Source organism: Emergencia sp. 1XD21-10, from assembly GCF_009936045.1.
GTDB lineage: Bacteria > Bacillota > Clostridia > Peptostreptococcales > Anaerovoracaceae > Senimuribacter > Senimuribacter intestinalis.
Map to the genome: position 1 here is coordinate 182,947 of NZ_QWEQ01000003.1, position 12,766 is coordinate 195,712.

At 39.7% G+C, this 12,766-nt stretch carries 12 protein-coding genes and 1 pseudogene; 3 read left to right on the top strand and 10 right to left on the bottom strand.

From position 1 onward, the window contains the following. Positions 1-225: 225 nt before the first annotated feature. The gene (locus D1151_RS02320) at positions 226-4,248 is read right to left on the bottom strand and encodes an Ig-like domain-containing protein (RefSeq protein WP_161907787.1); all 4,023 of its coding nucleotides are present in this window, start codon (positions 4,246-4,248) and stop codon (positions 226-228) included. Between the two features lie 388 nt (positions 4,249-4,636). Here D1151_RS02320 and D1151_RS02325 point away from each other — a divergent pair, with 388 nt between their 5' ends. Continuing rightward, positions 4,637-5,146, top strand: a complete 510-nt coding sequence (locus D1151_RS02325) for a hypothetical protein (RefSeq protein ID WP_243151140.1) — start codon at positions 4,637-4,639, stop codon at positions 5,144-5,146. Positions 5,147-5,302: 156 nt separating this feature from the next. After that, positions 5,303-5,788, top strand: a complete 486-nt coding sequence (locus D1151_RS02330; protein WP_161907788.1) for a hypothetical protein — start codon at positions 5,303-5,305, stop codon at positions 5,786-5,788. Here D1151_RS02330 and D1151_RS02335 read toward each other — a convergent pair. From D1151_RS02335 to D1151_RS02350, 4 genes are read right to left on the bottom strand one after another with little or no spacing between them, the layout of a single operon-like run. Further along, positions 5,785-5,982 carry a hypothetical protein gene (locus tag D1151_RS02335; protein WP_161907789.1) on the bottom strand — a complete coding sequence of 66 codons (198 nt, stop codon included), beginning with the start codon at positions 5,980-5,982 and terminating at the stop codon, positions 5,785-5,787. The two genes, D1151_RS02330 and D1151_RS02335, sit on opposite strands and share 4 nt — an antisense overlap. A gap of 39 nt (positions 5,983-6,021) precedes the next feature. Next, on the bottom strand, positions 6,022-6,471 hold the full coding sequence (locus D1151_RS02340) for a SufBD protein (RefSeq protein ID WP_161907790.1): 450 nt from the start codon (positions 6,469-6,471) through the stop codon (positions 6,022-6,024). 36 nt (positions 6,472-6,507) lie between these two features. After that, positions 6,508-7,047, bottom strand: coding sequence for a DUF1697 domain-containing protein (locus tag D1151_RS02345; RefSeq protein WP_161907791.1), 540 nt, complete (start codon positions 7,045-7,047; stop codon positions 6,508-6,510). A 49-nt stretch (positions 7,048-7,096) separates the two neighbouring features. Beyond that, on the bottom strand, positions 7,097-7,510 hold the full coding sequence (locus tag D1151_RS02350; RefSeq protein WP_161907792.1) for a DUF3788 domain-containing protein: 414 nt from the start codon (positions 7,508-7,510) through the stop codon (positions 7,097-7,099). Between the two features lie 292 nt (positions 7,511-7,802). On the opposite strand from D1151_RS02350, the pseudogene D1151_RS02355 reads away from it, so the two are divergent. Further along, positions 7,803-8,333 (top strand): annotated as a pseudogene (locus tag D1151_RS02355) (helix-turn-helix domain-containing protein). A gap of 362 nt (positions 8,334-8,695) precedes the next feature. Here D1151_RS02355 and D1151_RS02360 read toward each other — a convergent pair. The 5 genes from D1151_RS02360 to D1151_RS02380 form a co-directional block, all read right to left on the bottom strand. Beyond that, positions 8,696-9,310, bottom strand: coding sequence for a hypothetical protein (locus tag D1151_RS02360; protein WP_161907793.1), 615 nt, complete (start codon positions 9,308-9,310; stop codon positions 8,696-8,698). Positions 9,311-9,596: 286 nt separating this feature from the next. Further along, positions 9,597-10,013, bottom strand: a complete 417-nt coding sequence (locus D1151_RS02365) for a YjdF family protein (RefSeq protein ID WP_161907794.1) — start codon at positions 10,011-10,013, stop codon at positions 9,597-9,599. A 321-nt stretch (positions 10,014-10,334) separates the two neighbouring features. Then, positions 10,335-10,940, bottom strand: coding sequence for a class I SAM-dependent methyltransferase (locus D1151_RS02370; RefSeq protein ID WP_120412130.1), 606 nt, complete (start codon positions 10,938-10,940; stop codon positions 10,335-10,337). Between the two features lie 102 nt (positions 10,941-11,042). Next, positions 11,043-11,348, bottom strand: coding sequence for a hypothetical protein (locus tag D1151_RS02375; protein ID WP_330588248.1), 306 nt, complete (start codon positions 11,346-11,348; stop codon positions 11,043-11,045). Between the two features lie 28 nt (positions 11,349-11,376). Further along, entirely contained in the window at positions 11,377-12,747 is a 1,371-nt protein-coding gene (locus D1151_RS02380) for a plasmid recombination protein (protein WP_330588249.1), read from the bottom strand. Positions 12,748-12,766: the final 19 nt, after the last annotated feature.

Here is a 12,766-nt window from a genome sequence, read left to right on the forward strand (position 1 = left end):
CAAAATACTTTTTATCTCCGATAAAATTATACCTCTCTCCACGCATTTCTGTCAAGTCCTATCCCCTTCCCTTTTTCTCCGAAAACAATATGATTGCATGCCTATAAAGCAGCCCTAAGCTCGGTAGAATACGAATCACCGAAGTCAGATTCCGGTTTTCTTTTATATCACTCTAAAATATGCTCTGCGGTAAAACAAAAGGAGGGTTTCCCCTCCTTTTATCTATTATTTACAAGATTTTTTCCTTCTAATTCCGTATACCGTGCCGCCAATACCAAAGGCTGATGCAATCAGCACTGCAAGCCATGCCAAGATATTCTCGGTGTCTCCAGTTCTTGGAATCCACCACGGCAGTTCATCCGATTCTTGATTTTCATTGAGGATGTCCTCAACTTCTTCCGGTGTTTTGATATTCTTGTCCGGTTTGCCATCTCCATCGGTATCGATGTTAATATCTGGAATTCCATCTCCATCGATATCCACGTTGAGATCCGGAATCCCATCTCCGTCCGTATCAATGTTAATGTCTGGAATTCCATCTCCATCGGTATCAATGTTAATGTCCGGTTTGCCATCTCCATTAGTGTCGATGTTAATGTCTGGCTTTCCATCTCCATTGGTATCAATGTTGATGTCCGGCTTTCCATCTCCATTGGTGTCAATGTCGATATCTGGTTTGCCGTCCCCATTGGTATCAATATTGATATCCGGCTTTCCATCTCCGTTGGTGTCGATGTTGATGTCTGGCTTTCCGTCCCCGTTGGTGTCGATGTCGATATCTGGTTTGCCGTCTCCATCGGTATCGATATTGATATCTGGTTTTCCATCTCCGTCGGTATCGATATCTACATCCGGTTTTCCATCGTCATTGGTATCAATGTTAATGTCTGGTTTTCCATCTCCATCGGTGTCGATGTTGATATCTGGTTTTCCATCTCCGTCGGTATCAATGTCGATATCTGGTTTGCCATCATCATCTGTATCGATGTTGATGTCTGGCTTTCCGTCTCCATCCGTATCGATATCTACATCCGGCTTTCCGTCTCCATCGGTGTCGATGTTGATATCTGGTTTATCATCTCCGTCGGTATCGATGTTAATATCTGGCAATCCGTCATCGTCGGTATCAATGTTGATATCTGGAATCCCGTCATCGTTGGTGTCCTTGTTCAAATCTGGATCAATCAAGCTCGGTTTCCGTACATTATAGGTCAAATTGATGGTGGTCTTATTTCCCTGTTTATCGGTTACCGTCTGGGTTACAATATATTTCCCCGGATTTGATAAATCGATTTCTGTAACCGGGTTTCCATCTCGATCGACGATAGAAATTTCAGAACGATCCACTTCCAGCAGACGTCCATCCAAGCCAACGAATACATATCTTTTCTCGAATAATGCTTCCAATTCGTCCAAGGCAACTGTTTTATCTTTTTCTGTCTTCCGAGAGATACTATCATTCACTTTACCATGCAGTCGTAAAAGATCAGTACCATCTTCAATTCGCTCAATCTCGTCTGGAAACAGCTTCTTTCCATCCGGCTCACTGTCTGGATCATCCGGATCCACCTCTCCATTTGGAATCATCGGAATCGGTGGATTGACAAATGGGAAGTTGTCCGGTTTATCCTTTTGTATCTTTGCTACAGCGCTGGATTCTTCGTAGTTATATCCACCAGTGTATTTCACCTCTACGTCAATTTTTCCGGAATCTAAATTAGGAATGGCGGGATACTTTGTTCCACTAAAGTCAACTACAAGTTCTACTTCCCTATACGCATATCCGCCGTCCTCTGTCAACACAGTATTCTTTACTATATCCCCCGACGTTGCTTTGGATACTTGATTCTTAATCGGTGCGCCTACTTTTACACCATTTACATAGAACTGCATTTCTCCATCTGGCGCTTTACAGGTCGTCTTTCTATATTTATCTCCCTGTTTTATATTCGCTTTAAAGGTCATCGATTTTACAACCTTTTCGCCGTCTTTTTCTTCCGTCTCAATGGAATACTCTGCTCCGTCAATCTTTGATGGGATTCTCTTGATTGTTGCCCAGCTTGTAGCTTGATGTCCCCAATAAGACGTCTCGAAAGCACTTCCTGGTTTTGCGTACTGTTTGGAAATCAAAGTGAACTTATATATGCCCGCATCTGCCGGCATCTTGTCAGATGATACTTCTTTTTCAATCGGCGTGCCATTCTCTTTATCATATCTCTGCGTCATAACGGTGATATCATCATTCTCGTCTAAGATTCTATCGTCTGACGCCTTGATTCCTCCATTCTTTGTAAAATCGAAGTTCTCAAAATTAAGTCCATCGTAGAATTTATTGAGGTCCTTTATATAATCTACTGGTATTTCGAACTCAACATATCTCTTTAATACAGAGGTACCATTTCCATCAGCTTCTTCAACAAATAAAGGGTCTAATCCTTGTAACTTCCCATCTTTATCCCAGTAAGAGAACTTGATAGAAAGTCTTTCTCCTTTGGCTGATTCCGGTACCCATAAATAAAGTTTTCCATTATCCATACAATATGGAGGGCCATAGTTGTACGGTTTACCGCCAATGGTTACTTCCCCACCACTACGGTCTATAATCGCATTAAGATTGCCAGCAAGATCTGCAGAAAGATCGATTGTAGTCATAAATACATGACCTCCCTCTGCGTCATATGCATAGTTAACGCCATTCTCCATACGGAATCCCTTGCCTCCATCCGGGTGAACGGAACCTCCGGTTATGTAGATTTTCCCTCCGTTACCATCAATTGCATACATATCTGCTGAGGTTGCCTTTCCAATCAAGGTTCCGCCTGTAACCCTGATGACACAGCCCTGCGCAGTTGTAACACAGGCCGCTCCAAATGCGCCGCCATGTGTGCCACCTGTAGATTTGATAAATCCATTGGTAATGGTTATATCGCCACATTTTCTATAAAATTTGTGACGATTTGCGCCTTTCACTGCGCCATGCTGAGAATTACCCTCACTATAAGGTACGACATCTAAATTGCCATATCCTGCGCCAATTCCCGCAGCATGATAGGCTCCCCAAGCGTTAATGTCTCCACCATTTAGTTCAATATGTGTGGAACCACCAACAACACCGGCACCAATCCCTGCACCTGCACAGGTTCCTCCGGTGCCACTTGTCCACGCGCGAGCATTAACCACTCCACTATTGAAAATCATAGTTCCCGCAATTTCTGAATGTCCACCACCTATTCCAGCAGAATTTGGTCCGCCAGTAGCGTTCAGCGTGCCATTTCCATTGACACGAAGGGTTGCAGTCTGCGCAACATGAAGTGCTGCAGCTGACTGACTACCGGAAATAGTCAGGGTATTTGTAGCGCCATCTTTCAATGTCAAATTACATGTACTTCCCGGAAGTAAGTTGATTGGAGAATCTTTTTTTGCACTCTCTGTAATCGTCACACCAGCCAGCGTAATGTTTGCTGTTGTGTTTTCCTTAATCCAAATATTATGGGTAGTTGATGTCCCAGAAATTGTTACTGGTGTATCAGTTTCAATCTGAATATAGGCTCCCCATGTAGGATCTGTACCAGTGGTGACACCATTTCCCTCACTAATACCTTTGCCTGTAATGGTTAAACCACCGGCAGTTACTTGACCTTCCTGCGTTTCTTCTGCTGCCATCATGATGCTGCCGCCCAGCATTATGGTCGCAGCCAGCGCTTCAGTATCTTCCGCTAATATATACCCTTCTGGTAAAGAAGCCTGCAAAGTGTGTGTGCCTTTTGTCACGCCATCACCTAACGGGCTAAAGTCCCAGGTAATTTCTAATTCCTCTTCTGTACCGTCTTCCAGTACTGCCTTGATGGACTGCGGGAAACATCCCTCCAGCAATTCTGCTGTAAGCGGGTTTTCTTCATCTGCCGCAGTGTCCAGATACCATTTTTCTGTCTTCTTATCGTACGCCAGCAATCCGTCATTATCTGCCCACGTCCAGGAAGCAATCACAACCCTTTCTGGGTTCTCCACACTGCCATCCGGAAGTCGTCCGTCACTACCTGACTGTACCTCATTCAGAGTATTTTCGCCAACTAAACTGCCAACGTAAGTCGAATCATCTGTAGCATGTTGTTCTGCCTTGCCATCTCTTACGGTAGCCTCCTCTGCACTGGCTCTAAAAATATCACGAAATCCAGTTGCGTATGCAAGCACTACCATAAAACACAGCAAAACACTAGCTACCTTCTTTACTAATGGTTTGCCTCTCATTTGTTCTCCCTTCCTCATACAAAAATACGACAAACGCAGTAAATCCATGTTCTGGCTAGATATGCCCTGGAGGCTCTTTCCTCCAATATCTTTTTCTTCCAAGAAAACAGATTTCCTTCATTCGTCCATTCGTGTCTTTTCAACAAAATACTTTTTATCCGATAAAATTATACCCCCCCCCATACATTTTTGTCAAGTCTATTGAAGATGTCTTCTATTTATTAAGGAATTGGGATTTAAGCTGAAAAAGATTAAGGAAATCCTGCCAAAACCTGACTTTGATAGAATCAAGGCTTTCAAAAGATAAAAAGAACTGCTTCTGCTGAAGCGCAATCGGACAGACAGACTTATACAGCTTCTTAGCCGCTTAGAGAAAGGAGAACAATATATGAGTTTTAAAGAATTTGACCTGTCCGATTACATCACCGCTTTAGAAGATTTTAAAAATAACAGCACTGATGATGTTATCAAACACTGGGGAAGTATTGAAAATTTTGATATGTTTATTCAGAAAATCAAAGATGATGAATCCGAATTAGCTAAACTCGCCATTCAACAATTCGGCAGTATTGAAAAGTACGCCGAAGCCATGAAACATAATTTAGAGCATTTCTCTGAACTCATGGAAACGCAATTAACGGAGGAAGTAAAAGAAATTGGAAAACAATCTGATATACTGTATGGCATACTAACCGCCGACTTGTCAGAAGATGTTTCTTCCCCTAAAATACAATCCATTGTATCCCTCGATAAGCTCTATATCAATGTTCTTATCGACACATATTCAGGCGATTATATAAAAAGCATGACTGATAGCAAATATGGAAAAGGTGCTTGTGATTATATTGTAAAAGTGTTCCGTTATTACTCAGAGAATAACGCTTTCGAAAACAATTAGAGGCAACAGGCACTCTCTCTAAAAAATATATCCCGGCAACTAATCATTCTCGCTATGCTGAAAAATAGCTTGCCACACTTTAGAGAGCCTTAGTGACATTTGAATTTTCTTGTGGTATAGTGGACTTCCGCTTTCAAAAGAAGGAGTTGATTCTATATGCCACAGATGAACAAAGGCGGTAAATTTATTTTCGGAAAATCACTGATACGAAATGATTTGACAATCCATCTGCCAGCCCAGGCTCTTACAGAGTACAACGCCACAGTAGAGGAAAAAGTCTATCTTTTTACTGGAAGCAAAGTCACTGGCGGCTTTTGTGTAACAAGAAAAGAATTGTTAGAACCGTCAAAATTAAGACACATTCTTACTGATAATCCGGCTTTACAAAGTTATCAGACCGCAGAGGGCGAATTTATCAAATACAAAGGGCGGTCATACTGTTGGGTAAATATTTCAGAGAATGGTATCATTCAGCTTAATCAGCAAATATTGGACTTCCTTAATCTAAAGATTGGAATGGAACTATTGTCTATCCGAAGCAGTGATATAGCTTTTACAATGGATGCAACCGGTCCTTTGTTGGATAGAGCCGACAATTATGAGGGCGAAAGTCCTCTAAACAACAATTGCCTGTATTGTTAAATCATCTCTAAAGTTCTTTTATATAGTGGGTCTAATTCACAACCACTACTTCCACATTTTTCGCTTGCCTGTTTAATTGCTGATATTAAAGTATCTTTATGAGCTTTTCCATCTAACCATTGTTGTGCGAGAATAGATATTAAATCCCAACCAGATATAACAAACTTCTCCACAATAGATTTTAATTCTTCCATAATATTACTTCCAAATTAGCAAATATCGTTTTGTTGTTTTTATAATTTTTCTATTTCCTTCAACGCTTTCTGAATGTCCTTACAAACCAATGATTGCATACTATCGTCATAAATAGATATATTTGCCTTATTAAGTGCAAAAAGTATGTCGTTCCTCAATTCTGGCTTATATTTTGCAATAATAGGCAACAATTTAATACATTGTCGCGCTGTAATGGGTTTAACATCTGTTATGTGTTTCAAATATTCATCAATGATTTCATCAATTTTATACTCTTTATCCCATTTTGCATTATAAGCAAGTAGTGTAAGCCCCCGTGTGCGAATATAAGAATTGTCACTCTCAAGCATATCACTTAACCTATCTATAAAAGGATAAACGCAATCCGTTTCTTCACTTTTTCTTTGTAATTCTTGTAGTGCCTTGTAAGCAACATTATTATTCTTATCAAACAATAATTCAAAGATTTCCGCTATATTGACTAGCATAAAATCCTCCTTCACAAGTGAGAATTCAAAAAATAATTACATACCGACCATTTTTTTAACAGTGTTTGCCGTCCTTATTGTTAGTTTATTACTGATATTGGCATTTGCTGTCTTAGACCACCAATTTGTTTTTTGATAATCTTTCCTGCTGAAAGACCAGAATATTGCTTCATTATAATCTTTAATCCTTTCTAATTCCTCTTTAGGCTCTCCAATCTCACAATATACCTCTGCGAATGTAGCGGGTGGCATAATAAAAATTAAATTGTCATAGATTTCCTTATTTTCGTTTCCCCACCAGTCAGGCGCATTGTGCAAGATGTCATCAAGTTCTTCTCTTAATATGACAAAAACAGGAATATCCAAGGTGAATTGTTTTTTTATCATTATCTCAATCTGTTTCGTGAACTTCTCTGTGTCACCTTTCTCACTCGAAAAAGCCACATTACCGCTGTTCAAATATGTCCTAACCTCTCCAAACTCAAGTTTTTCAAACTCTTTCTTTAATTCGGCCATCGATACTTTATTTTTGCCACTTATATTGATACCTCGCAGAAATGCAATATATCTTTTCATATTCGCTAACACCCTTTCAAATTCCAAGTTATCTGATTCAACGGTAACTTTACTTTCTGTTTGGTTTTCTTTTAATTCTCAACAGTTTAATGAAGTCATTAAACAAAGATGTATCCACTGGTTCAAACATTATCCATTTTCCATCATGGTAAGTTTGAGCTTCGTCATATATTTTTTGAACTACCTCTCCGTAATTTTCTCTATCTGTTTCAAATTTTAACCGTTCGTCTTTCCCTAAGATAATCATAAAACCCATACAGTTTTCTCTTGCATATAATGCACACAATGTTTTACCACCCCGACGATATTTATATTCATATTTCCATGCTTTACCACCCTTATTCCACAAACAATCCATATCATATTTTTCATCAATTAAAGCACATAACTTATTCCATACATCATATAGGGATTTTCCAACTAAAGCTGTCATTTCTTCTTCATTTGGTATCGTATCAAGCATTTTAGCCCTCCTAATATAGCTCCTAATTTCTTTTTCTAAGTATACATGAAATTATAAGGTTTTTCAATTCCTCGAACTGCTTTTTCTTAAGAGCGACACTTCCACATACCGCAGAAATGCCACTCACCGCTTATGAATAGATTATCTCACTCTCCACAATTTCCCGCAATCGTGATAAATCCTTGCTCTTTCAACTCGTCATTTAATTTCTTGATGAGCTTATATGCGTAAGGATTTAATACAGAAAGCTCCTGCACCACCTCATCCCCACGAATAAAAAGAGTGAAACATTATGGCGATTGGCGAAAGAATACATTTTTTCCGCATCATGCGGGGCATGACACAGAAATAGCTTGGTATGCTTGTCGGGTTTCCCGAACGGAGCGCAGACGTGCGTCTGGCACAGTACGAAACTGGCTCACGCAAGCCAAAGGCTGATTTGACGGCTGCACTGGCACAGGCTCTTGACGTTGCGCCGCAGGCTCTGGACATACCCGACATTGACAGCTACATCGGGCTTATGCACACCTTATTTACCCTTGAGGACATTTACGGTCTTACCGTCAGTGAATCAGACGGTGAAATCTGCTTAAAAGTCAGCAAAGACAAAAATAAGGATGCCGCCGAGTTACTACAAATGCTCTGCGCTTGGAAAGAACAGGCAGACAAACTCTCTTTCGAGGAAATCAGCAGGGAAGATTACGACCAGTGGCGGTACAATTATCCAAAGTTTGACACCACGCAGCATTGGGCGAAAGTCCCCTCTAAGGAATTGAGCGATTCCCTAGTCGAAGTATTCAGGGACAAACTTAAAACCGATTGACAAACACGACAAAAACGCCTTTAGCCATGAGTTCTTACCCACAGCTAAGGGCGTTTCTAATATGGATTTATTTCAGCCGTCCAAACCTCTTGCAAATCATTCTCCCACCAACAAACCACCTGACAGTAAGAATAATCGCACCCAAACGACTGTTATCAATTTGTTATCAAAAGACCTTTCCAAAGCCCGCAAACCCGCATAAACACTGGATTCACTAAACATTTTTGTTTATTCGAACTCCCTATAACCATAACATAATTGTTAAATATTTGATGCTCTTTAAGGTTTTTCATAGCCATAATATACACATTTTACGCCATATTTACAGTTTCAGACCAAATAGGTATCATACGGGTATCACATTATCTTTTCTTTTTACTACTCTTTACCACAATAATTATTACTGCAATAATTTGCAAAAGTGGTACTCCAATATAGTTAACCATCGGAGAAATTATAACTGGAACCATTGAGAAAGCCCAACCGATTATCCCAGACATTATTAATAACAAAACAAATGCTATTAGCTTATCACTTCTCTTTTTAAACGTATTCATAAAAGGCACACAGACAGTAATTAATAATAACCAAAATGCACCCGAAAGAAATTTTAATGCTCTATTTCCTTCTCCATTTCCCATTGAAGTTATATAATTCATCTGAATAATAAATTTATTCATTAACGAATTTATAGAACGTTCACCCTGCTGCTCCATTTCTTGTAAAATTCTTTGATATTCATCTATATATGCTTGGTTACTATTTATTTTTTCCTCATCTAATGCCATTACCTTTTCAAGCACATTTATTCTTTTTTCCATCCTGGAAAAATAAAAGAAATTAGAATCTATATATGGAATAATAAGAACAGTAATAAATAAAACAATCACTATAAAAAGCCATAACCTTGGTCTTCTATAATTTCGTTTAAATAATTCAACTAATTCTTCTATGATTTTTCCAATTGCATCTCCCATTATAATTACATCCTTATAAAAAAAGTTTGCCTATGAATCATGGCGCACGATACCCTAATCGCTTTACTTACATGGTTCTAAGACCATGTTTTACATCACAAATAACGCGTTGATAGTAGTATTCCGCATTAATATCATCTTTCCAATGCCACCACCTCTAATACTCTAACAAACTTGAAACATATAGATTTAGAAAATCAAATTATCTGTCCTGCTTCCATTTCACTAATCTTGAGAGCCATTTTCACTTATTCTCCTCCCATTTTTTATAGCGGCAAGAGAGGAGTTACCTCCCCCTATGCTTTTCTTTCCTTTTTTGCTGTTTCAGTTCAAACTGCCGCTGTCTTTCTGCCTCACGTTGTTCCCGGCTCACATTTTTGCGTTCAGTTTTCAACTGCTCCTGCTGTAATTTCAAAGCCTGTTGCGATTTTGTTCCTATCCCGGTATTCTGTATCTGTTTTCGTACTTCACGCTGTACCCGTTTAGGATTGCGACCTGTTTCTTTTACATCAGTTGCCACAGCCGGACTAAATCGCAGCCGATAGTAATTTTTCAGAACGAAATCATATATTTCATAGTCTTTGGGTTCTGCACCAAATGTAACCTTACATACAGATAATTTACCCTCTGATATTCGTTCAAAAATACCTATCCAAAATGGTTCCTCAAAAAATACTGTCAGTCTGCCCGATACTTTGTCCATGACAATTCCTCCTTAAAATGATTGTAATGAACAAAGAACGGACGACCCTAAGGAGGGAGGGCTACTTACACCAAATCGGTGCGACTGGACTACCTACCAGTTCTGCAAGATTACCTTGCGTTGTGTTTTTTATCTTTGCCCCTATATATTACCACATAACCGCTTATTTTATAAGCAAAAATGTGGCAATTCGCTTAATAGTGTGAACTGCCACATTATCACATTTTCCTTATCCGAATTAACTTACATGGTGCTAGCACCATGTTCAAATCATTACTAAGGAAAAATATTCTGCCTTTCTTACAGACGAAAATTTGATGCTCATTTTTCAGCTTTAAGAAACACCCCTTTTCCTTTCCTATAAACCTGCACTGTTTTAAATCTACAATTGTAAAAGATTTCCTCTAACTCTTTTTTGCTGTATATTCTTACATCTCCACTTTTTGAAAAGGGAAACCATAATTTATTTGCTATAAATCTGACTACTGCTCCAAAATTAGGATCAGCTATATACACTGTACCGTTTTTCTTTAAAACTCTTTTGCACTCGTTAACAAAACCTTGCGGATTGTCAAAATGATGAAACGCACAACATACAGTTATAATATCAATACTTTCATTACTCCATTCAAGCGGATAGCATGGTTTGACCTCAAAACTCATATTAGGGTATCGCATCTTTGCAGAACAAATCATGTTCTCAGATATATCTATTCCATTTGCCTGGATTTTTGCTTTTTTCGATAATTCCCGCAACAGAGTTCCATTTCCACATGCAACATCAAGGACAACATTACCCTCATGTAAATCTATAGTGTTAGATAGTTCCATAATATGAAATCTTGTATATTGTCCTTCCCTTGACGCATCATATTCAGATGCTATTTTATTGTATGCAATTCTTGATTCTTCTGTTTTCTTATTCACGTTATCCCCTCGCTCCTGATCTCTCCATTTGATTATACTACTTCCATTCTCTGTTTGCCATTATAAAATTTAGGGCATAGCAACCGCCACGCCCCACATTTCTTATCGCTCCAACGATTTTTCTATTTTGTATTTCTGTCCTTTTAAATCGTTCTGTTTTTCATACAGATTATTTCGTTCTTTGCACAGTTCTTTCATGCGCTCCAACTGTGCCCGCACTCCCTCCCGACAATCCGGCTCTATCTTCTTATATTCCCCGGTCAGATTACGGATTGTATTATTGTTTTGCTTTATCTGCTCCGACAGGCATACCCAGTCTATCAGATTTTGCACTTCCTCATCTGTTTCGTAAAGGTCTGTTTCTGCTACGATTTTAGCGCACAGCCGTATCATAACTTTTTTCTCCATGTCCGTCATATCCTATCAATCCCCTTTCCTATCGGCTCATTTCAAAGGGACGTTTCGGGCGTTTATTTGCCCTCTCCGCCTGTTCTAATGCCTTTGAATGTTCTACTATCGACTGCACCTGTTCCCTGCCTAAATGACGTTCCAAACACCCCAAGTCAGACGCTTTTTCCTGCAATCGCTCTATGGTATCGTTCTGCTCCATAACCTTATCCGTCAAGCGGCTAATCTGCTTTTGTTGCCCGTCCACTTTGGCGGTCAGCTTCTTGCCTTGTTCCGTAAGCTGTACGCATTTGATAGTCAGATTTTTTACCACTTCTTTCAATTTCTCCACAAGCGGAAGTGCTTTTTTATCCCGATAATTCTTTGCGCTTATCAATGCCCCCGGCTCTGCTAACTGCCATTTCACATCTTCATCATAGGTGTGTATATTGCGCTCCATGACTTCTTTTGACTGTACCATTTTGTTAAGTTCCTGCTGTAACTTTTTCTGCTGTTTTTCCAATTTTTCATTTTCAGATTGCAACTTTTCTTTATCCTCTGTTAGTTCTTCCGTCTGCTCTTTCAGCAGATGATTTGTTGTGGTAAGTTCCGATACTTCCTGCCAGATTGCTTCGCCCTCTTTCCGTATCTGCTCCGTTTCCCGTCCTGCTGCTATCTGCTGATGAAGAATATCGGATAATTCCTCTTTACTGCCGGAGATTGTCCGCTCCAATTCCGCAACCTCTTTCTGCCGTTCCTGCTTCTCAAAATCCAAAACCGATAAATGCTTCTCATGCGTTCCCTTTTTCTCCCATTCAATATCATGCTGTAGCATAATCTCCACAAGCCGTTCTTTCTCTGCCGCTACCCACTGGTTACGTTCTGTTTCGCTCCTTGTGCCACCTTTAAAACCAAGCTCCGCAAGTGCCTTTTTTAATGACACTCTTGTTTCAAGCCCTCTCTTGCTTCCAGTCGTATAGGGTATAAAATCTATATGCAGATGCGGCGTAGCTTCGTCCATGTGAAGATGCGCTGAAAATACCCTTAATGTAGGATTGCGCTGCTGAAAGTCCTGCATATATTTATCAAGTATTTTCGCCGCAAGCTGTCCGTCCTCTGTCTTTGCCCCCATATCGTCCTTGTTTCCTATCTGCAAAATAATCTCATGGAATGGCTTCTCCTGTTTGCCGGAACAGATTTTCTCATAATAATCATCAATTATGCGGTCATTTCTTGTCTGCTTCTCATTGTACCGGGCGAGTGCTTCAGCAAATAATTCGTGGTATACGTCTTTGATATTTTCATTGCAGTATTCCACATTCAGACAACTCCGCTCCGGGTCAGTGTTCTTTGCGTGGAATTTTCTGCTGTTATGGTTGACAGAGCCTTTCCCTGTCATAACGCTGATAGTCCGCTTCAATAATTTTTCCTTTCTCCCT